This is a genomic window from Veillonella sp. oral taxon 780 str. F0422 (assembly GCF_000221605.1).
Taxonomy (GTDB): domain Bacteria; phylum Bacillota; class Negativicutes; order Veillonellales; family Veillonellaceae; genus F0422.
The window spans coordinates 1-21,921 of sequence record NZ_AFUJ01000005.1 but is presented as its reverse complement, the minus strand read 5'-3'; the positions used below and the strand labels follow the sequence as shown (position 1 = coordinate 21,921).

Annotated in this window: 17 protein-coding genes; 4 read left to right on the top strand and 13 right to left on the bottom strand. The window is 39.4% G+C overall.

Annotated features, from left to right (window positions below; translation table 11 throughout):
• Positions 1-23: 23 nt before the first annotated feature.
• Complete coding sequence (locus tag HMPREF9200_RS00410; protein ID WP_009352917.1) at positions 24-1,541, top strand: ABC transporter substrate-binding protein; 1,518 nt, start codon at positions 24-26, stop codon at positions 1,539-1,541.
• Between the two features lie 194 nt (positions 1,542-1,735).
• Here the strand turns inward: HMPREF9200_RS00410 and HMPREF9200_RS08605 are convergent, their stop codons facing one another.
• From HMPREF9200_RS08605 to HMPREF9200_RS00385, 6 genes are all read right to left on the bottom strand, one after another.
• A complete protein-coding gene (locus HMPREF9200_RS08605; protein ID WP_176604739.1) occupies positions 1,736-1,894 on the bottom strand; it encodes a hypothetical protein in 159 nt (52 codons plus the stop codon).
• 52 nt (positions 1,895-1,946) lie between these two features.
• A complete protein-coding gene (gene purB, locus HMPREF9200_RS00405) occupies positions 1,947-3,242 on the bottom strand; it encodes an adenylosuccinate lyase (protein WP_009352931.1) in 1,296 nt (431 codons plus the stop codon).
• Between the two features lie 364 nt (positions 3,243-3,606).
• Positions 3,607-4,950, bottom strand: coding sequence for an MFS transporter (locus HMPREF9200_RS00400; protein ID WP_009352971.1), 1,344 nt, complete (start codon positions 4,948-4,950; stop codon positions 3,607-3,609).
• Between the two features lie 681 nt (positions 4,951-5,631).
• Entirely contained in the window at positions 5,632-6,504 is an 873-nt protein-coding gene (locus HMPREF9200_RS00395) for a 2-oxoacid:ferredoxin oxidoreductase subunit beta (protein WP_009352915.1), read from the bottom strand.
• Complete coding sequence (locus HMPREF9200_RS00390; RefSeq protein ID WP_009352980.1) at positions 6,504-8,255, bottom strand: 2-oxoacid:acceptor oxidoreductase subunit alpha; 1,752 nt, start codon at positions 8,253-8,255, stop codon at positions 6,504-6,506. The genes HMPREF9200_RS00395 and HMPREF9200_RS00390 overlap by 1 nt, the downstream gene beginning before the upstream one ends.
• A gap of 603 nt (positions 8,256-8,858) precedes the next feature.
• Entirely contained in the window at positions 8,859-9,554 is a 696-nt protein-coding gene (locus HMPREF9200_RS00385; RefSeq protein WP_009352927.1) for a GntR family transcriptional regulator, read from the bottom strand.
• Between the two features lie 192 nt (positions 9,555-9,746).
• Between HMPREF9200_RS00385 and HMPREF9200_RS00380 the strand changes: the two genes are divergently transcribed.
• Positions 9,747-10,691 (top strand): diacylglycerol kinase family protein, encoded by a 945-nt coding sequence (locus tag HMPREF9200_RS00380; protein WP_009352836.1) that lies wholly within the window; start codon positions 9,747-9,749, stop codon positions 10,689-10,691.
• Positions 10,692-10,754: 63 nt separating this feature from the next.
• Here the strand turns inward: HMPREF9200_RS00380 and HMPREF9200_RS00375 are convergent, their stop codons facing one another.
• From HMPREF9200_RS00375 to HMPREF9200_RS00350, 7 genes are all read right to left on the bottom strand, one after another.
• The gene (locus HMPREF9200_RS00375) at positions 10,755-12,203 is read right to left on the bottom strand and encodes a glycosyl hydrolase family 28-related protein (protein ID WP_009352955.1); all 1,449 of its coding nucleotides are present in this window, start codon (positions 12,201-12,203) and stop codon (positions 10,755-10,757) included.
• 96 nt (positions 12,204-12,299) lie between these two features.
• Entirely contained in the window at positions 12,300-12,632 is a 333-nt protein-coding gene (locus tag HMPREF9200_RS00370; protein ID WP_009352825.1) for a YolD-like protein, read from the bottom strand.
• A complete protein-coding gene (locus tag HMPREF9200_RS08885; protein WP_009352940.1) occupies positions 12,622-13,269 on the bottom strand; it encodes a hypothetical protein in 648 nt (215 codons plus the stop codon). The genes HMPREF9200_RS00370 and HMPREF9200_RS08885 overlap by 11 nt, the downstream gene beginning before the upstream one ends.
• Positions 13,269-13,883, bottom strand: a complete 615-nt coding sequence (locus HMPREF9200_RS08880) for an ImpB/MucB/SamB family protein (RefSeq protein WP_009352956.1) — start codon at positions 13,881-13,883, stop codon at positions 13,269-13,271. The genes HMPREF9200_RS08885 and HMPREF9200_RS08880 overlap by 1 nt, the downstream gene beginning before the upstream one ends.
• 360 nt (positions 13,884-14,243) lie before the next feature.
• Positions 14,244-15,116 (bottom strand): CoB--CoM heterodisulfide reductase iron-sulfur subunit B family protein, encoded by an 873-nt coding sequence (locus HMPREF9200_RS00360; protein ID WP_009352877.1) that lies wholly within the window; start codon positions 15,114-15,116, stop codon positions 14,244-14,246.
• Entirely contained in the window at positions 15,116-15,976 is an 861-nt protein-coding gene (locus tag HMPREF9200_RS00355; protein WP_009352935.1) for a succinate dehydrogenase/fumarate reductase iron-sulfur subunit, read from the bottom strand. Before HMPREF9200_RS00355 ends, HMPREF9200_RS00360 begins: the two co-directional genes overlap by 1 nt.
• A gap of 96 nt (positions 15,977-16,072) precedes the next feature.
• A complete protein-coding gene (locus tag HMPREF9200_RS00350; RefSeq protein ID WP_009352845.1) occupies positions 16,073-17,791 on the bottom strand; it encodes an FAD-binding protein in 1,719 nt (572 codons plus the stop codon).
• A 932-nt stretch (positions 17,792-18,723) separates the two neighbouring features.
• Here HMPREF9200_RS00350 and HMPREF9200_RS00345 point away from each other — a divergent pair.
• Together HMPREF9200_RS00345 and HMPREF9200_RS00340 are read left to right on the top strand one after the other, a co-directional pair.
• Entirely contained in the window at positions 18,724-21,006 is a 2,283-nt protein-coding gene (locus tag HMPREF9200_RS00345; RefSeq protein ID WP_009352965.1) for a ribonucleoside-diphosphate reductase subunit alpha, read from the top strand.
• A gap of 698 nt (positions 21,007-21,704) precedes the next feature.
• A partial coding sequence (locus HMPREF9200_RS00340) for an AAA family ATPase (protein WP_009352913.1) occupies positions 21,705-21,921 on the top strand: 217 nt, incomplete at its 3' end.

Sequence of the window (21,921 nt, the reverse complement as noted above, 5' to 3'; positions counted from 1 at the left end):
AAGTTTTTTTATAAGGAGGATATATGAAAAAATGGGTTGCACTAGCAATGACGCTGTTTGTTGCTATCGGTTTAATTGCTGGCTGTGGTTCTGATGAATCAAATAAAACTGGCAAGCATTTAAATCTTGGTTTATATTGGTTTGGTGAAACATTGAATCCTACACATGAATGGGATGCTTGGACATTAACACGAATCGGTGCGGGCGAAACATTGGCAACGGTAAGCTCAGATATGAAGTTCGAACCTCAGTTAGCCGATTCCTGGGAAGTAGTGGATCCTTTAACATGGAAATTCCATATTCGTGAAAATGTAAAGTTCCATAATGGTGCTATGATGACACCTGCAGCGGTGAAAGCATCTATTGACCGTACAATCGCCGATAGCAAGCGTTCCAAAGAAGCTGTAAAGATAGACTCTATTACAGTGGATGGTCAAAATCTAATTATTAAAACAACAGAGCCAAATGTTGATTTACTAGCTAGTTTAACTGAGCCTGCTTTTGTAATTGTCGATGTACAGGATACAAAAGATATGGATAATACACCAATTTTGACTGGTCCTTATAAAATTGTGAAACATACAAAAAAAGAAGAAATTCAGTTAGAGCAGTTCAAAGAATACTGGGGTGGAACACCTGCTTTAGATTCTTTAACAGTTAAAAATCTAGAAGATAATAATAAACGTGCTATGGCTCTACAGTCTAAAGATGTAGATATGATCCAAAAGGTAGATAGTGCTAATCGAAGTTTATTTGAAAAGGGTGATTATAACATCATTGAGACCGCAGGGGTTCGCACATATATGCTACAGTTAAATGTCCGTGAAGGCAATGTATTATCAAATCCGACCGTACGAGCAGCTATCGCAAATATGATCGATTATGATGCATTAGCAAAAGTAATCGGTAATGGTGCCGTTACTGGAGGTGCGCCATTCCCTCCAACAGCCAACCTAGGCTTTGACGAACTAAAAAATAAACAACATAAAGATTTAGCTAAAGCAGATGAATTACTAAAACAAGCTGGTTACACAAAACAAGGTGATACCTACATGAAAGATGGCAAACCATTACACTTAGTGTTAGCTCTTTTTGGTAAAGATAGTAGCGTTTACGAAAAACTTCAAGATGATTTAAAACGAGCTGGTGTTGAAGTCGAATTAAAACGTGTACAAGGTCCTGATGAATTACTAACTTTAGCTCCTAATGGTTTTGATATGGGAGAAACAAACTGGGTAACAATGTCCACAAATGATCCATATTGGTTCCTTAGCCTAGCTTTCAAAAGTGGTGCCAAATCCAATCGTGGAGACTATTCGAATCCGAAGGTTGATGAGTTAATTAATAAAATGACAACCACATTTAACGAAGAAGAACGCACAGCGATTGTCAAGGATATTCAAAATGTGTTGCTTGAAGATAGCGCTGGTTATTTCTTATACTATCCAAGTGCCAATGTAGTAACAACAAAACGAGTAAAAAATGTGAAAGTATTCCCTATTGACTACTATGTGATTACAAAAGACACCACTGTAGAATAAAGGTATACTATGTTCAGTTTCTTGCATATAAGAGCTGTCTAAAATGTAACTATAAAAAATAAAAAGAAACATAAGTGAGATGCATGATATATAACTGATTTCAGGTATAACAAAGTAGCCTCACTTATGTTTCTTTTTTTATAGTTTTACGTTTCTCATCAAAAGGACATCATGAATAAAATTTGCTAAGATATTTAGTCAACAGTAATATCCTTCGTCATTAAATAGTAATCGATTGGGAATACTTGTGCATTGTGAACGCGTTTGCTTGTTACCACAGAGGATACTGGGTAGTACAAGAAGTAGAACGTAAAAAAAGGACGGCAGCCACCGTCCTTTTTGTTTGATAACATGTTGAAGTCAACGCTTAATTTTACTATTCTAATTATATATCCGCATCCCTTATTATAATCCAAAGCGAGCCATAATGGTATCTACATGACGTAACAATGGTGTTGGATCAAAGCAGGCATCAATTTCTTCTGCACTTAGGTATTTTGCAATCTCTGGATCAGATTTCAATCCTGTAGCGAAGTCTTTACCTTCCAACCAACGAGCCATAGCATGACGTTGCACCCACCGATAGGCTTCATCACGAACAGCCCCTTTATCCACCAAATGCGTTAAAATCGTTTGGCTGAATACAAGGCCACCTGTTAAGTTCAAGTTTTTCATCATATTTTCAGGATATACCAATAATTTATCTACCGTGCGAGTGGCTAGATGAATCATGTAGTCCAATGTAATTGTTGCATCTGGCAAAATCACACGTTCTACAGAGCTATGGGAAATATCGCGTTCATGCCATAAAGCTTGATCTTCAAAGGCCGCTTGTGCATGCCCCCGCAAGATACGTGCTAAGCCGCAGATTCTTTCACAAGTAATAGGGTTCCGTTTATGCGGCATCGCAGAGGACCCTTTTTGTTTCGGACTGAAATACTCTTCCGCTTCACGCACTTCGGTACGTTGTAAGTGACGAATTTCCAAAGCGATACGATCCAAGGTACCACCGATAACAGCAATCATGGACAATAATTCTGCATGACGGTCACGAGATACCACTTGAGTCGCTACTTTCACAGGTTCTAGACCCAATTTTTCACATACATATTGTTCCACAAATGGGTCAATATTGGAGTACGTTCCTACAGCACCAGACAGTTTACCTACTGCTACAGATTGACGAGCCTGTTCTAAACGAGCAATGTCACGATCAATTTCGGACATCCAGTTCACCAATTTCACACCAAACGTAATCGGTTCCCCATGAATACCGTGAGTACGACCAATCATCGGCGTATATTTGAACTCTACCGCACGGCGAGCTAGGACCTCACGGAAATTACGCAAGCCTTTTAACAACAAGTCGCAAGCTTGTTTCATCATATATCCCAAGGCCGTATCTTTTACATCTGTGGACGTTAAACCAAGATGAATGTATTTCGCAAACTCAGGTCCTACGTATTCGCCTACAGCAGTGACAAAGGAAATAATGTCATGATTCGTTTCTCGTTCAATCTCACGAATCCGTTCTACTTGAAAGTCCCCTTTTTCACGAATCGCTACGGCCGCTTCTTTTGGGATAATCCCCAATTCTGCCTGCGCTTCCGATGCCAAAATTTCAACTAATAGCATCGTATCGAACTCATTCCGTTCACTCCAAATATGTCCCATCTCTTCACGAGTGTAGCGATTAATCATACTATAACTCCTTTATCTAATCCGTTTCCTTATAGAAATATTTTATTATCCATTGTACATCCCCTCAGGGCATTCTATATTACTTTATCATTATACAAAAATCAGGGCCAACTGTCAGCTATTAGTTCCTAATCCCACAAGTGTAAAGTGGTTGTCAACTAATAGTTAACAACCACTTAGCAGCAGAAACCACTCTATCAACTCTCTTACTATATCAAACTAGCACATGGCAAGAACAGCCACATCACTTCTAAAAACTACCCTACGTGAAAGTTTTTAGAAACAACATGGCGGTTCTAATCAATCTCTATGCACTATTATTCGTTATCTCATGATGAAAAAACCATAATCAAGTACATTTGCATTATATACTCTTTTTATTCCATCCAGCAGGAATCGCCCCAACCAAGCAAATAATACCAAACACAACTAATGCGATAGTACTGTTATACTCCATCATTTGTAGCGCCGTTCTTCCTTCTATTGTATACGCAAGAATAACCCCTATGAGCGCCATGCTCATAGTTTGTCCCAATAGGCGGACAGTGGAAATGGTAGACGACGCAAAACCGATGTACTCTTTCGGTACAGAACTCATAATTAGATTATTATTCGGCGGTGCAAAGCAACTCACTCCAATACCAACAACAGCTAAGCTCACCATAATGATTGTCATGCTTTCAGTGAAAGTACCATAAGCCATGCTAAGCAATCCTATGCCGATAAGCACCATACCCCAACGAGCAAATACTACTGGATTATATCGGTCAGACAGTGCGCCCATACGAGGTGCCAAGAACACCATAATTCCGGTTTGTATGCACAAAATCAATCCTGTCATACGAGAATCAAATCCCATAATCATTTGTAAAAATAAAGATAATACAAAACCTACACCAAAGGTGGCACTAAAGTTCATCATCGCAGCTATACTGGACATCGTAAATACTATATTAGACAAAAACATTCTAACTGGTATAAGTGGATCTTTACTATTCCACTCTACATAACCTAATAGGCATAATGCTAGCATACCAGCTCCAACAGCATAGGCACTCCACCAAAATCGAACCCATTCCGTAATACCAATCATCACTGCACTGATACCCAAGGCATATAAAAGTAAACTTCTCGTAGAAATACTACCATCTGGTGTATGTACCCATTCCTCATGCAAAGAGCGAAAAGCCATCACATTTGCTACAACACCTACTAAGGTAGTAAACACAAAAATACTGCGCCAACCATAATAATAATTTAGAAATCCACCTACGGCCGGCCCCAAGGATAATCCCAAATAGACCATACCTCCGATCATACCAAATGCATAACCGCGCCGTTCTAATGGTACTGATAAAGTTAAAATAGACATAGACGTAGTATATACAACCCCTAAGGCAATTCCTTGCAAGGCTCGATACACCGTCAGCATCTCTACTGAGCCAACAAAGCACATAAACCCAGATATCATCGTAAATACAATACTACCTATATAAAATAGCTTGCGCTTTCCATAGATATCCGCTAGTTTACCAGCAGGAATCACCGCCACCGTACAGCACAGTAAAAAAGATTCCACCACCCATGCCATATCATTCGTAGTAGCCCCAAACTCTTGCATCATATCTGGAAAAGACATCGTGAGAGAGCTCGATACAAACGGATTCAAAAACGCCGCTATCATCATAGTATATAAAACAGATTTCATCTAATTATCACTCCTCATTTCAATATACTCTCATTATAACAATACAATTGAGGTTTTGAAAGCAACTAAACTTATAGACTATACTAATCTAAACCTTCGGCATATATTGTACATATACCTCAAAAAGAAGTTTAACATGTATATGACAGCCTTCTTGACTTGTGCTATACTACAGACATATAGGTTGAGTGTTTCCATCGAAACAAAGAACCCCCACAGCGGCTACTGTGGAGGTTCTACTTTTTTAGATGACAATTCTCTTTATTTATGATATACTATAACCAACAAGTTGATTAAGTTCCATTGGGACAACGAAACCCCACAGTTGCAGCTGTGGGGTTTCTGCTTTTTTTGGAGAGCTACCTCCATATTAGGCTAGTTACCCTTAAATCTCCTGTCTAGCCATTTGCAAAAATAATAACTAACTATTCCTGCCATAACAGAGATTGTAAAGCTGATTAAGAAGTCCATTGGTTCACCCCCTTCCTGTCACCAGTATCGGGGAGGTAACATCTACAGTATAGCAAAAATCCACAAACTATAAAACAACATATCTCCTCTCGGAGTATTATATGCAAAAGAAAAGCCGTATAACTTCAAGAAAACTTTCGCGTAGGGCAGTTTTCTGAAGTTGTACGGCTTTTCGCCACATTTCATATCCTCAAACGAGATATGTTGTTTCTATTTAAACTCGTTGCAAAGAGATGCAAACATCTCTGCATCTGGTTTCACCACATCATGTACTAATGCACGCGCATGTGGACCACCGTTGGCAGCATATAATGCTTGTTCAAAGGATGGTTTTGTTGTATCTTGATAAATCAAGCCTGTTACAAGACCATTGGTTTCACCTAACATAGCAAATGCTTCTGCACGGTTTGTTGGATCGTAACCTTCTGGCAAGTTTACTAGATTATCTTTGAAGTAATCATAGCCATTTTGTTTATTGTACGTTACGCAAGGGCTGAACACGTTAATGAAAGAGAATCCTTCGTGTTGCATACCTTGTTTAATTAAATCCACCAATTGTGCACGGTTTACCATGTAACTTTGTGCTACGAAAGTAGCACCAGAAGCAATGGCTGTTTCACAGATTGGCAATGGACTTTCAAAAGAACCATGTGGAGACGTTTTTGTCACAAAACCCACGTCAGAACGAGGAGATGTTTGGCCTTTTGTCAAACCATATACATGGTTATCCATAACCACATACGTAATATTTACATTACGTTTGAACGCATGGATCGTATGACCCATACCGATAGCGAAAGCATCACCGTCACCACCACAAACCACAACGTTCATATCTTCATTTGCTAATTTCACACCTTGTGCATAAGGAAGTGCACGACCATGTGTTGTATGCGCACCATAGGCATAGAAGTAACCACCGATACGGCTAGAACAACCGATACCAGAGATAACAGCCAATTTTTCAGGCGCAATATCAAGAGCAGCTACTGCATCAGCGATGGCTGCTTGTACCCCATAATGACCACAACCTGGACACCAGTTAGGGCGGATATCATTTCTATATTCATTTGCTGTAGCCATTATAAAACCTCCTTAATTGCTGCTTTTACATAAGATGTTGTAAATGGATTACCATCGTATTTTAAGCAACTAGAAAGTTTTTCTTTATTCGGCATGTTGATGCGGAATAAGTTAGTCAATTGACCTGTCGCATTTTGTTCGCAGATCACAACTTTTTTAGCACTGTTATAGAATGGTAGCAATTGTTCTTTCGGGAATGGTTTAATCAAGCGAAGTTGTAAATGGTTCACTTTATGGCCTTCTGCCTCTAATTCCACCACAGCTTCTTCAATAGCACCACGGCTAGAGTTAATACCGATGACAAGAACATCTGCTTCCTCATGTTTTGCATTGTTTAAGAATGGTTCATATACATCTGCTACTGTAGATAATTTACGGAAACGTTTATCTGTTTGTGCCACGTGCATAGAAGGTGCTTCTGCTGGTTTACCTTCTTCGTTATGCTCTAGACCAGTAGACAAGAATAGACCATTTTTCATACCTGGGATAGTACGAGGGGAAATACCACTTTCAGTAATTTCAAAACGTTTGAAATATTTAGGATTTTCCAATGCTGGCAACTCTTCTTCTTTCATCAAATTACCACGTTCAATACCAACACGGTTCAAATCGAATGTTGGTACAGATTGTTTATTCAAGCCTTGTTGTAAATCAGGCATGAAAATAACTGGACATTGGTATTGTTCTGCCAAGTTGAAGGCATGTTGAATTTCGTAGAAACATTCTTCAATGCTTGTAGGTGCGATAACGATATTGGAATAATCGCCATGCGCATTGTAGCAAGCTGCATCGATATCGGATGTTTCTACTTTTGTAGCCATGCCTGTAGATGGGCCAGAACGTTGTACATCGATGATAAGCATTGGCAATTCAGCCATAGATGCCATGGATAAAGACTCCGCCATCAAGCTCAAGCCAGGGCCAGATGTACATGTAAAGCCACGAACACCAGCGTATACACCACCCATAGCCATCATACATGCAGCAATCTCATCTTCTGTTTGTACCACAGTAGAACCAACTTTATCCATTTTCTTAATCATGTATTCCATTACTTCAGAAGCCGGTGTAATTGGGTAGGACGCCATAAAACGGGATCCCGCTGCAATCGCACCTAATGCTAAGGCTTCATTACCAAGTAAGAACATTTGATCTTTTGGTGTTGGTTTGTCCAATGTATCTACTTCTACATCACCCAATTGTTCTTTTACAAGATCATAACCCAATTGGAATGCTTGTAAGTTTTTGTTAATAATATCTTCGGATTTTTTCGCAAAGCGAGCTTTAATAGCTGTTAAGAATAATTCTGTTTCAAAGCCTAATAAGGCAACAGACATCCCCAATGCTACGATGTTACGCATCAACAAGGAACCTTGTTGTAATGCCGTTTCAGAAATTGGCAAGGCCAAACAAGTCACACCTGTGCCTGTGAAAGCTTCAAAATTAGGATTTACTTTGCTATCGCAAATGATAAAGCCACCTTCACGCACTTCTTTACCGTGCATATCTACAGTTTCTTGGTCAAGCGCTACCAAGAAATCGATATGCTCGCCTACTGTCATAATTTGTTCTAATGCGATACGTAATGCAAATGTTGTGTGACCACCTTTGATACGAGATGCAAACAAACGTTGGCTGTACAAGGAATAACCTTCTTTGGCAAGAATCGTAGCTAAAATTTCGCCACAGCTTTCAATACCTTCACCTTGCTGACCGCCCATTTTCCAGATAAAATCTTTACGTTTTTGCAAGAGATTCACCCTCCTTAGGATTGTAATATAGGACCACAGAAAGACTGTTATTTATTAAGTGTTTTCGATACACATCAATCTCTCAAAGTTCATCTTTAATAATAGCATTTTTACCGTTTTTCATCAATCATATTCCCTATATTTATAAACTATTTTTGCGCCACTTAAAGACTATTTATACATCTATTTTCTAAACATATATAATACTCTCTATATATAGACATTCCCTATAAGCAAAAAATACAAAAACCTCGGCCAAGAGAATACAGCCGAGGTCTTTGTATTTGAGAAAAAAGAGAGAGAACATTTGAAATAGCTTCAAATGTTTTGTTGGGGCAATGGGGGGCGCCCCTTCGGTAAAAGTAGGGTCTTTTACCTGGGAAGGTATAAGATAAACCCTTCCCTATTGTAAGTTAGGTAGATAAAGAGAGAGATCTTTATCTAGCAAAGGTAGTGTGAACCCTTTGCCTGAGTTATTATAGCAAATGATACTTTAAAAGTAAACACATGAACCATAAATTCAAAACTTTTTTATATATTTTTTACATATAACATTATAAAATATTTATATTATAGCCTATTAATATTCTTTCAATAGGATATTTACTTCTCTTTCTGTTTTGCTAATAACTCTGCATGAGCCTTTTTAAATACAAATGCATTCCGTACATGAGCTCGCATTCGTTCTTCTGCCAGCTGTCCATTGCGATCATGGATAGCTTCCATAATTTGTTGATGTTCTAGATCACAAGAGATTGTTCGTGTTTTATCTGATGTACTGATGTACATATCTCGATTGACCATTTCCCGAAAATCTGCTAGATAATCTGCTACACGATCATTTCCAGAAAATTCTGCAATTAACGTATGAAAGCGACTATTAATAGCTACCCGTTCTTCTGGATCTTCCGTGTGAATCCCTGCATCACACACTTCTTGTAACTCTACTAGTTGCTCCTCTGTGCATCGTTCTGCACAAAGTCTAGCGCCCAAGCCTTCCATTACTTCACGACATTGATACATGGCTACAATCTCTTCTGGAGAATAACCTTTTACCGTCACACCTTTCCATGGCTTGATAACCACCAAATTATCTTTCGCTAATTTACGAAATGCTTCACGTACCGGTGTGGCACTCACATTTAATTGCTCTGCAATACGCACTTCACTTAATTTCATTTTTGGCTTTAAAGAACCCGTTAAAATGGCTTGCTTTAGCGACATATATACTTGCTCACTCAACGGCAGTCGCCCAATTGAGTCAATACTATGCAAACGATACTCTTCCGTCTTATCCATCAAATCCCCCTCCAGGATGTTACTTTTCTATATTTTCACCTAGTCTGGCATACGTAACACATTTCTTTCATTATACGTGAAGTAGGTCCTAAAAATCAATGAAATCTACAGAAACAACCCTTTCCCACAATTAAATTTCCTATGCTATAATAGTAATAACTACTATATTTATGTTTAACATAGGAATCAACCATGAGTCGTTGTCTAATTATTATAAACCCTGTATCAGGTGGCGGTCGGGCTCGCCGATACGTAATGGAACTACAATGGCAACTAAGCGCGCTCTTTGATCGCTTAGAAGTAAAATTTACCCGACAATCCGGCGATGCTACCCGCTTCGCCATCGAAGCCTCCAACGAAGGGTTCGATGCTATCTTTTGCATGGGCGGTGATGGCACCATCAATGAAACTGTCAACGGTATTGTGAAAGCTGGCTGTCGCTCCAAATTCGGTTTCATTCCCCTTGGCACTGTCAACGATATGAGCCGTGCTCTGGGCATCCCCTTACAACCATTAGAAGCTATTCACGGCTTAAAAAATAGTACCATCCGCCATGTCGATGTAGGTCGTTGTAACGATTCGTTTTTTTGCAACAATATCGCCATTGGAGTCATCCCTGAGGTTGTGGCCTCCGTCACTCCAAAAGAAAAACAATTACTGGGCCCCTTAGCCTACTTTGCCAAAGGTGGACAAGCTTTATTTACAACCAAGGATTATAAATTCCGCATCACTACCGAAGAAGGGACCCAAGAATTTATGTCCCCATTGGTCATCGCCTTACTGACTAATGTGGTATCTAGCTTTGAACATTTTATGCCTACTGCTTCCGTAGATGATGGGTATATGCGTATTATTATTTTCAAAGAATACTTCATCATGAACCTATTCTTCATCTTGCCACTCATTCTAAGTGGTTCTATTTATAATTCAAAATATGTAACCATATTAAAAGTCAAACAAGCTCGCATCGAAGTGTGTGACACCATGGATGCGTCCACCAATATGGATGGCGATATCGGACCTGATGCACCAGTAGACTTAGAAGTATTGCCTAAGTTTTTACAGGTCTACGTACCTAATAAGCGTCGCAAAAAACAACAAGGATTATTCTACAATCCATTACAAAAACAAATCTAATCTCAAGAAATAAAACACTTACAATAAAGGAGAGTTGAAATATCAACTCTCCTTTATTATTTGTTAATTTAGGGGCTCTACAGTAGTATGAATCCATTCTGTAGGACTATTTCGTTTGTTTCCTATATCTATTTGTTGTGCAATCCCTCGCAGTTGAGTATCTCGTACCACAATATCACGAATGCCGCCTCCTATGGTTGTAGTCTCACGAACACGCATAGCGAGTAGTACATCTTCCATAGTCAATCCTTGTAAATACATATGTTGAATCCAAGTATTTCCTGTATTAGCAAAAACAATGCCTACACGACTATGACGAATCTGTAAATTGTACGCATTCCACTGCTCCGTTACACTGGATCCTACAGGGTGTCCTGCTAATACCACAATCCCTTGTTGCATACGTTCCATCACAAGATTCTGTATCAGTAACCCTACACCATCCCAATGTAAGCCATCACCACTGTGTCTACCTTCCATACGCACCTCTTGGATGCTTAGTTGATCCACTTGTGTGGCCTCCACCATATGAGCTGATGCATTTTTTAACACCGTATTTTTCAGAAAAATATCCTTACCATGATGGATAACCACTAAAGAAGACCGTGTAGAATTACCTTTTTCATAACTAGCCCCTCTACGCATAGCAGCTTGTACTTCCGACTTACTTAACAAACCAGTATGATCAAGCACATCTTGCGTCACTGCATCCGCTTCAGGTGTATTCTCCTCTTGTAAAAGGTCTTCTTTCCATCCATATCCATCAATAGTACCACCACGAATGACAACGTTTTCGATAGGTCCTTGCTCATCGCCTTCTAACTGTAAAAGTCCTAAATATGGCGTACCTCCTGTCACCACATAATTAGGTTTCACAAAGGCAGAACTATCATTAACCGCCATCAGCACAGCATCCTCATCTAATTCTAAGGTCATATAACTGTGCAAGAATAGCGTTCCTGTACGATATACCCCTTTACTAAGATGTAAGATACCTCCCGCTGGGGTATCACGTATCGCTTTTTGTAACGCTAACGTATTATCCGTGATTCCATCTCCTACAGCGCCATAGGCGGTAGCCTCTAAACGCGGTTCTTTCGGCAATGTTTTAACTGGCACCTTGGAAGAGTCCGACAAAGTAGCGCCCCTATCATCCACAGCTTTTACTTGCACTAAGTATACTGTATCAGATTCTAGTCCCTTCAACTCTATCCTAGGGATGATAGATGCGCCCTTTGCACTAGGACGAATTTCTTTCACTTTTTCTTGATTGACGTAAATATCATATCCCACCAATCGTTCATCATTCACTGGATTCCAAACTAAGGAAATCGTGGTACTAGTTACGCCTAACTTAGGGATTTGCAATTCAAAATCACCTATTTCTAGCGCATATTTCGTCACTGGCGTTGTATATTTCACATACATATTCCAGCCTAACCCTAGCAAAGCCAAGATTAGACTCAATCCTATGGCCCACCAACCATAGGTTCTATATCGCTTTTGTTTCATTATGTCCATCCTGTTCTCATGTGTTCGCTATGACTCGCATATCTAGCACATAGCTTATATGTACCATTCTACATGATTTACAAAAATGGTCAATACTCAACCGATGATGGTAACCCGCATAATATGAGACATAGGTACAAGCACATCTCCTACAGTCATCGTTCGATGCACTGTATCAATCTGTTGTAATCGCCCTTGCACCGTATCATAAACTCGTCCATTGTGATAGACTACACTAACTACGTCCCCTATCACTAGCCCCTTACACTGTGTATCCAATACTTCCAATTGCTCCTCTGAAAGTTCTTTACGTTTCTCTTTGTATCGCGCTGTTTCCTCCAATAACTCTTGAAATCCTTTCAATGCAGCAAAGGGCATAAATTGTTTAGCCCTCTGTAACAATGTCATCTTTGGTCGTTTATGTTGCATTATGTCCTCCCACCAAGGTATTACGAAACTGCATGGTCCCCTCTTCTTGCAAACTGCTAGCACGAAGTATGGAATTACCGCCAAACTTTTCCTTAATCGACAATACAGTCCGTTCCACTTGGTATACTTTTTCTTCCCTATCCTGAGACGTAGAAAACAAATCTTCTTCCCAAGGCACCGCCTCACGACTGACCAAATCATCAAATCCCACCGATAACTGCCGAATCTCTTGATGCGGGTGAGTAGTTTTTTTATACAACTCCAACACAGCCTGTGAAAGTACCTCTAAGGAGCACGTATACTTCGATAATCGTCGTGATCCACCGGTACCTTTCACCTTTTTATCTGCATACCGCACCCCTAAGGAAATATATTTTGTCAGTGCTTTCTCTGCAATCAGTTCCAACAATAAAGATTCCACCATCTCCCGAAGAGGCACAAAACACTCCTCGTAGGAATAATTCCTCAGCAAAATTTGCCCTCTCGACAAAGAATGTTTTGCTGGTCGGTACATATGAATCTCTTTCATAGTGCACGTCTCACGCCCCCAAGCATGGTCAATGAGTAGCTCCGCATTAATCCCAAATTCCTTATACCAGCGTTCCTCAGGCACAGTCGTAATACCATGTAAATCCACTACGCCATACTTATGTAACCGGCTTGCGATTCCACTTCCGATTTGCCAAATATCTGTAATCGGTTGATGATGCCATATTTTTCTTTAAATAGCTTCTCATTAAGAATACCAATTCCCTGTGGCGCATGCTTGGCCAACACATCGAGGGCTACCTTAGCTAAAAATAAATTAGTTCCTAATCCAACTGTAGCATGAATATGAGTCTGTTCTAATACCTTATATTTGAAGAGCAATGCTAGTTCTCGCCATGTTTTCTTATACAATCGGCTATAGGGAGTCACATCAATAAAATACTCATCAATCGAGTACACATGAATATCTTCTGGCGCCACATAGTCCAATAAGACGCTATAAATAGAGGCAGATACTTCCATATATCGTCGCATCCTAGGCTTTACTGCCATATACTCAATAGTAGAGGGAATCTCAAACAATCGACATCGGTTCTTGACGCCTAATTGCTTTAATGCCGGAGAAATAGCTAGTGTAATCGCCCCTAACCCACGTGATGCATCAGCCACTACCAAGGGAGTTGTAAACGGATCCACTCCCAAATCGGCACACTCCACAGAAGCATAAAAGCTCTTCAAATCTAAACACATATACACTGCCATACTATCCCTCCTCCATACTAGTATAGTAGCATATTTGTTCTATATTTTCAATATATACGTTCGATATATTAACCCTACAACAGTATAGTAATTTACTATATTTTAAAAAGATTACTACGCAATACTCCCTGTATTTGACTTGGTTTACCACTAGGAAATGCATCTCATTATATCCGGCCTCAACGTTTTTAAAACAACTTTAACATTCAATGAGCCTAGTATTTAACTAGGCTCACCACTATTATAACCAACTCATTTTGTCCTATAGCCCACAATATAAGGCTTCCAAGAGCATATAAAAAACAGGTTGCCCCGAAGGACAACCTGTTGTAAGTTTGTGTAATACGATTGTATTTCTGATTATAAGAAACGGTTCAAGGAAGCAGTGCTTGCCAAGTGACGATCTGTCATACCCATTTCTGCTGGAGTGCAACCCAATGCAAGGCCAATTAATTGGCTCATGTGGATGATAGGCATATCACCATTCATTGGAACAGTTGCTTTTGCTTCTTTTTGGAACATATCCAATTGCATTTGGCAAAGTGGGCATGGTGTTACGACACAATCAGCACCTTCTTTTTGCGCATCAGCATTGATAGAACCAGTCATTTGCATTACAGAATCATGTGCAGGATATACTGCATGGAAACCACAGCAATCTAATTTACGGGAGAAATCGATTGGAGTAGCACCTAATGCTGTAATCAAATCTGCCAAGCTTGTTGGGATTTGTATATCTTCGAAGCCCATTTCTTCTTCTGGACGAAGGATATGGCAACCATAATATTCAGCAACACGAAGACCAGTCAATGGGCGAACCACTTTTGCTTTCAAATTATCTAAACCATATTCGCGGATAAGTACCCACAAGAAATGTGTTACTTCGCTAGTACCTTTGTAGCTCATACCAGCTTCGCCAAGAATGTTATTAACTTTTTGACGAGTTACTTCATGGTCATCAAGCTCTTTTTTAGCTTCACGAAGCATTAAAGTACAAGTGTTACAAACTGTAAGAATATCTAAGCCTTCTTTTTCAGCTAACGCAATATTACGAGCATTAGTGGAAAGAGTCAATAATGGATCGATATCTTGAACATGAGATGCGCCGCAGCAAGTCCATCCATCTAATTCTTGGATTTCGATACCTAATTTTTTCGCTACTGCAACGGTTGCTAAGTAGTCTTCTTTAGATGCGCCTTCTAATACGCAACCTGGGAAAAATCCGTATTTCATTATTTTCCAGCCTCCTCTACTGCACGACCGATTGTACGAACACCTTCAATACCATTCACTGGTTTATGAGGAACTACCAATTCGAATGGATTGATTTTGCCATGTTTCCATAAACGAAGAGCGTATAGACCTTGTTTTGCAGAATCCAATAATCCGTCTGTTTTCAAGCTCATTGTTACTTCGTTTAGACGACCAGTTTTTAACAAGTCTTGTTTGAACGCGATAGCATGACGAGTACCTTTATTGGACAAGCCTGCTTGTGTCGCTACACGGCGAAGGTTGGAAATATCTTTTTCTGGTTTCAAATGTTTTGGACAACGAGTGATACAGTTCATACAATGTACACATTTCCACAAGCCATGATTGAAAGCTGGTGTAGTATGTGCCATTGGGGACACATCACGGGAATCCATTACAAAACGATTAGCTTTTGTATATACATATGGATCCAAGAAGTCTTCACGGTTAGCAGACAATTTATTACATTCGGAAGCACAGCATCCGCAAAGGATACATTCTGTGTTCATAACGAATTTTTTGAAGTCTGCAGCAGATTGGCGTGTACCAGTTTTTGTAGTGAATTCTGGTTTTACGAAAATCCAAGGAGCTACTTCTTTCAAACGGCTAACTTTTGCTTCCCAGTCAACTACTAAGTCACGGATCACATCAAAGTTACCGATTGGTGCTACTGTGATTTCATCAGAACCAAAACGTTCTGTAATTTCATCGATTTTAGCTTCACAACCAAGCATAGCTTGACCGTTAACTTTCACGGAGCAAGCGCCACATACTGCAGAACGGCAAGCTGCAACGAAAGTTAATGTTGGATCTAATGTATCTTTAATTTTTGTAAGCCCCAAAGGATAGTACGGTCTGCTTCATAATCGAAAGTATAAGACTGTACATACGCGCGGCCTTCGTTAAAGCGGTGGATATGATAAGTAATTTGTCTCATCTTAGTACTTCCTTTCTTGTGGTTCGTATTTAGTGAACACTACATCGCGTTCGGACATTACGTATTCGCCATTTTCGCCAAGTTTCCAAATAGCGTGTTTTAAGTATTGGGAATCATCACGTTTAGGGAATTCTTCACGAACGTGAGCACCACGAGATTCTTTACGGTGTAAAGCGCCCAAAGCGATAGCTTTCGCAACTGTCAACATAGATTTGATTTCTACGTAGTTTACGAACGCCATATTGTAAGTACGGTTAGAGTCACCTACATAGCAAGTTTCATACTCTTTAGTTAGACGATCGATTACTTCAAGAGCTTCTGTGATACCCGCTTCATTACGGAAGATACCTACTTTATTCCACATAGCTACTGCCAATTCATCACGAATTTCAGCTACTGGACGACCAGAAGTACGGGATGTAACTTCAACGAATTTAGCTTCCCATTCTTCAGCTTTTGCTTTTAATTCAGCATCGCAATCTGCGAATGCGCTAGCTTGTGCATAATCAGCAGCACCCGCACCGGATACTTTACCGAATACAACGCCGTCTGCCAAAGAGTTACCACCTAAGCGGTTAGCACCATGGATAGAGATACAAGATGCTTCACCAGATGCGAAGATACCAGGAACTTCTGTGGCACAAGTTTTGTAGTCTACTACGTCAATACCGCCCATGATGTAATGGCAAGTAGGACGAATTGGCACTGGATCAGTTAAAGGATCGCAATGTTCAAAGCAAAGAGCCAAGTCACGGATACCATGAAGTTTTTCGATGATAACTTCAGGTCCTAAGTGACGAAGGTCAGCTACTACGTATGCATCAAGGCCAGAACCATTGAAACCACGACCAGCTGCAATTTCATCTTCGATTGCTTTTGCTACAACGTCACGAGACGCTAATTCCATTTTGTTAGGAGCGTATTTTTTCATGAAACGTTCGCCCTCAACATTTAACAAGTATCCGCCTTCACCACGAACAGCTTCGGACATCAAGATACCAGTTTTACCAAGACCAGTTGGATGGAATTGGATCATTTCCATATCTTTTAAGCCTACACCAGCGCGGAAAGCTACTGCCATGCCGTCACCAGTAGAAAGGAATGGGTTAGTTGTACGAGTCCAGAATACACGGCCAGCACCACCAGTGGATAATACGATGGATTTAGCTTTGATAATTTCTACTTTACCTTTTTTCATATTCCAGATAATAGCACCACCAGCTTTACCGTCTTTTACAACGATATCTAATAGGTACCATTCTTGTAAGAAATGTACGCCTTCTTTAAGACATTGTTCATATGTTGTATGAAGAATTACGTGACCAGTTTTATCCGCACTGTAGCATGTACGTGGATAGGATTGTCCACCAAAGTTACGTTGTGCGATTTTACCTTCGTCTGTACGAGAGAAAGGAGTTCCCATGAAATCCATTTCTAATACGCCTTCTGGGCAACGTTGACAGAAGAATTCGATAGCATCTTGGTCGCCAAGATAGTCAGAACCTTTTACAGTATCGAATGTGTGAACTTCTGTGGAGTCTTCTTTTGCTACGTTATTTAACGCCGCATTAACACCACCTTGTGCCATTGCTGTGGCAGAACGTGTTGGGAAAATTTTTGTGATTAATGCTACACGCAAACCATCACGTCGTGCAGCTTCTAAAGCAGCTCGTTGGCCTGCTCCACCACTACCTACTACGAGAACATCATATTGTTCCATACGTACCTCCTCAAAAACACTTGTCTTATTTTGAACTATACCTCTTACATACTGTTCTTAAAATAAGGAACTATGTTTAACTGCATATATGACTGATATATGCATCAATCTATAGCCTTATTATATACGGTATTCCAAAGTGTTACAATTGTCACAGCAGCCCTTAAAAACCCTATTTTTACAAGGGATTAAGCGGTTTTGATAACGTTTTTCACAGGTTTTAAGTAAGTATATAACAATATACTATTTTCAAGGTAATTCTCATTCAATTTATACTTATACAGTGTACTTTTATCTTTTCCCCCAACTATCTTGTTATTACACAATTTTTTAGGTTATATAATTTTTTGTCATTATTAAAAGTTTCTTTAGAAATAATTTCCTCTTACTATTTCTAAAATTACTCATTTTTATTATGTGATAGTTTTTCTCATAATTTATTTTCTTTCTTTTATATATTTATTTTGCATTATTAAAATTACTAAAACTCATATTACAATATATTGATTTTTATCACACCTCGACTACAAGTCATATCTATTTTTTTCCATTTTCTATTTCTGAAAGTACTCACTACAAACTATCTTATACAAAAACGACGAAATTTTTCATCCTCTGTATTTTGTAAAGTATCTTTTCCTCATTATGGTATGCATTTTTGACATGCTGAGGGCGTTGTGAAAAAATGACTGATATAGTATAATTTTAGAAGATGTTGTGCCAAAGCACTTTATCTCTATACAATATATTGATATTGAGTCCGTGTGAAAACATATCTATGCACTCTCATTTGCGATTCGTAAATGGGAGGCCTTTTATGGTCAAGGCCTAATACATTATGTTAACCGGATATGCTTTCACATATATTCAATATATGTGGATAATTTTTACAACAGGTACAAAAGCTACATCGTCAGAAAAAGGAGACTCTCATGAGCATTATGATCAAGAAACGGGATGGCCATTATGAGCCATTGTCGGTAGAAAAAACGAAGAAAATGGTTGCCTTCGCTTGTTTAGGCTTAGACTCTTGTGACCCTATCGAGCTTGAAATGGACTGTAAATTGCAGTTCGTGGACGGCATGACTACGAAACAGATTCAACAAACTCTTGTTCAAACTGCCATCGAGAAAGTTATCCAAAAGGTAGATGATGGTTTTGGCAACATGGTAAACCGCATGAACCAAGATTGGCAATTCGTGGCTGCTCGTCTATACTTATTCGATTTATACAAAGAAGCTGCTATCAACCGCAAATACAAAGCCTTTGGTTATGGCAACTTCACTGATTTAGTAAAAACCTTAGTCGCTGCTGGTCGTTATGCAGACTTTTTCTTAACACAATATACAGAAGCTGAATTAGAAGAACTTGGCGACTATATCAAGCCAAAACGTGACTACTTATTTAACTATGAAGGTATTAAACTATTAGCAGATCGCTATTTAGTGAAAGGCTTCAACAAAGAAATTTACGAACTTCCTCAAGAACGTTTCATGGCTATCGCTATGCACCTAGCTGTCATTGAAGGCGACAAAAAGGTACACTACGCGAAAAAATTCTATGACTTAATGAGCGAGTTAAAGATGACTACTGCTACTCCAACATTGGCTAATGCAGGCACACCATTCCATCAACTAAGCTCTTGCTTTATTTCTGGTGTAGAAGATAATCTATGGTCCATTTACGATGTGAACGCAAAATTCTCCCGTGTGTCTAAACATGGTGGCGCTCTTGGTATTTATCTTGGTAAAGTACGTGCCTTGAACTCCGACATTCGTGGCTATAAAAATTCTTCTGGCGGTGTTATCCCTTGGATTCGTTTGTACAATGACACAGCTGTTGCGGTAGACCAACTAGGTAAACGTAAAGGTGGCGCTACGGTAACACTTGACGTGTGGCATAAAGACTTCTACGAATTTGTTGAACTTCGGACCAACAATGGTGACGATCGCCGTAAGGCACACGACATTTTCCCTGCTCTATCTGTACCAGATATTTTCATGGAACGTGTTATCAATCGTGAGCACTTCACTTTATTCGATCCACATGAAGTATCTCGTGTGATGGGCTTCCAATTAGAAGACTATTACGATGACGATACGAATAAAGCCTTCACGGAAAAATATTTAGCTTGTGAAGCTAGCCCAGATTTACACGGCATCGAAGTCAGTGCTTTGGATATGATGAAAAAAATTATGCGTTCTGCTGTAGAAACTGGTACACCTTTCATCTTCTTCCGAGATACGACGAACCGTGCGAACCCTAATAAGCATGCAGGTATGATTTATGCGTCCAACTTGTGTCATGAAATCGCACAAAACGTTGGTTTCACCGATTTAGATGAAGAAATTATCCAAGACGATGGATCCATCGTGACTCGCACAAAAGCAGGTGACATGGTAACGTGTAACTTGAACTCTATCAACCTAGGTCAAACCTCTGATGAAGAATTGGAAGAAAATATCGCCTTACAAGTCCGTATGTTAGACAACGTTATTACTATCAACCAATTCCCTGTGCCTGAAACACGCGTAACTAGTGAAAAATATCGCGCTATCGGCTTAGGCACTAGCGGTTACCACCACTACTTGGTGAAACATAAAGTACAATGGGAAAGCGATGAGCATTTGGCTGTGGCTGATACATTGTTTGAAAATATTGCCTACGCTGCCATCAAGGCATCCATGGAATTGGCGAAAGAAAAAGGTGCTTACCCTGCTTTCAAAGGTTCTCAATGGGAAACGGGAGAATATTTTGAACGCCGTGGTTACACCTCTGAAAGATGGCAACAACTGCGAGCAGATGTGGCAAAATACGGTATCCGTAACGGTTACTTAATGGCTATCGCTCCAACAGGTAGTACATCCAACATTGCTAACACCACAGCTGGTATCGATCCTATCTTCAAAAAATTCTTCATTGAAGAGAAAAAAGGTAGCTTTACACCAAAAACAGCACCTGATTTGAGCAGCGAAACCATGTGGTTCTACAAAGAAGCCCACACGATTGATCAACAATGGTCTATCAAGGCTTGCGGTATCCGCCAACGCCATATCGACCAAGCACAGTCTTTCAACTTGTATATTACGCCGCAAATGAAAGCAAAAGAAATTCTAGATTTATATGTGGAAGCGTATAAACAAGGCATTAAGACAATTTACTATATCCGTAACCAATCCTTAGAAATGGATGAATGCACTAGTTGTTCCTCCTAATCTTTGGCGGGGTTATATGCAATCAATAAAAGAGCACGGTATACTCCTCACAAACGGTATTTCATAATGTTTGTTCGGAGCACACCGTGCTCTTTTTGTATGTTCTGAATAATACAACTCCCCCGCCAAAGATGTAGGCGGAACGACGTCGTTACTTCGGGGAGGGGCGGATTTGTATTCTGTAAGTAACTATGGTATACTTGACATAGAAACAAGAAGAGCCATCAACGTGTCGTGGCGTTAGGCTCATCTCAAAAGTAGTGAAATGTGATTTGCCTAACGTGTTGAGGTGGTGAGATACCTCTTTACGTTAGGCTTTTCATTGTCTATTTTACAAGATCAATGATTTGAATTGCTAAACTAATAATAGAAATGACTAAAGTAATCTTTTCATATTTTGTCATAGCAACCACCTCCTCCCATAATAGGAAGAGATGAGCCCAACTCACGTTGATGACGCTTCTTTGTCTTTATTATATCACAAATATTTACGATATGTTGATTTTTTAGGCGTTTTATATCATAAAGCTCATGTAGATTTCAATTATAATCGAATCTACGCTAATATCTACTAATGATTTCGAGTATAGTCGAAATGATATACATAAGTGCTGATGATTTCGATTATAGTCGAAATCACTGTTGGAATATACATCTATTTCGAGTATAATAGAATCAATGAAAGTGAGGTGTTAGCCGTGGAATATATTAAACGCCCTAAGTACTTGGCACAAATAGAACCGTTTATTGATAAACCAGTGATTAAAATTCTCACAGGTATGCGTCGTGTGGGGAAGTCTACTTTATTAACAATCATTAAAGATACTATCTTGCAGGAAGTACCTGATGAACAAAAAATTTATATTAATTTTGAATCCTTAGAATTTTTAGAGATAAACACTGCAGCACTACTAG

Coding starts and splice junctions, on each gene's coding strand:
- HMPREF9200_RS00410 (WP_009352917.1), top strand. CDS start 24: ATGAAAAAATGGGTTGCACTAGCAATGACGCTGTTTGTTGCTATCGGT.
- HMPREF9200_RS00360 (WP_009352877.1), bottom strand. CDS start 15,116: ATGAAATACGGATTTTTCCCAGGTTGCGTATTAGAAGGCGCATCTAAA.
- HMPREF9200_RS00380 (WP_009352836.1), top strand. CDS start 9,747: ATGAGTCGTTGTCTAATTATTATAAACCCTGTATCAGGTGGCGGTCGG.
- HMPREF9200_RS00395 (WP_009352915.1), bottom strand. CDS start 6,504: ATGGCTACAGCAAATGAATATAGAAATGATATCCGCCCTAACTGGTGT.
- HMPREF9200_RS08880 (WP_009352956.1), bottom strand. CDS start 13,883: ATGGCAGTGTATATGTGTTTAGATTTGAAGAGCTTTTATGCTTCTGTG.
- HMPREF9200_RS00400 (WP_009352971.1), bottom strand. CDS start 4,950: ATGAAATCTGTTTTATATACTATGATGATAGCGGCGTTTTTGAATCCG.
- HMPREF9200_RS00375 (WP_009352955.1), bottom strand. CDS start 12,203: ATGAAACAAAAGCGATATAGAACCTATGGTTGGTGGGCCATAGGATTG.
- HMPREF9200_RS00370 (WP_009352825.1), bottom strand. CDS start 12,632: ATGCAACATAAACGACCAAAGATGACATTGTTACAGAGGGCTAAACAA.
- HMPREF9200_RS00350 (WP_009352845.1), bottom strand. CDS start 17,791: ATGGAACAATATGATGTTCTCGTAGTAGGTAGTGGTGGAGCAGGCCAA.
- purB (WP_009352931.1), bottom strand. CDS start 3,242: ATGATTAATCGCTACACTCGTGAAGAGATGGGACATATTTGGAGTGAA.
- HMPREF9200_RS00345 (WP_009352965.1), top strand. CDS start 18,724: ATGAGCATTATGATCAAGAAACGGGATGGCCATTATGAGCCATTGTCG.
- HMPREF9200_RS08605 (WP_176604739.1), bottom strand. CDS start 1,894: ATGTTATCAAACAAAAAGGACGGTGGCTGCCGTCCTTTTTTTACGTTC.
- HMPREF9200_RS00385 (WP_009352927.1), bottom strand. CDS start 9,554: ATGGATAAGACGGAAGAGTATCGTTTGCATAGTATTGACTCAATTGGG.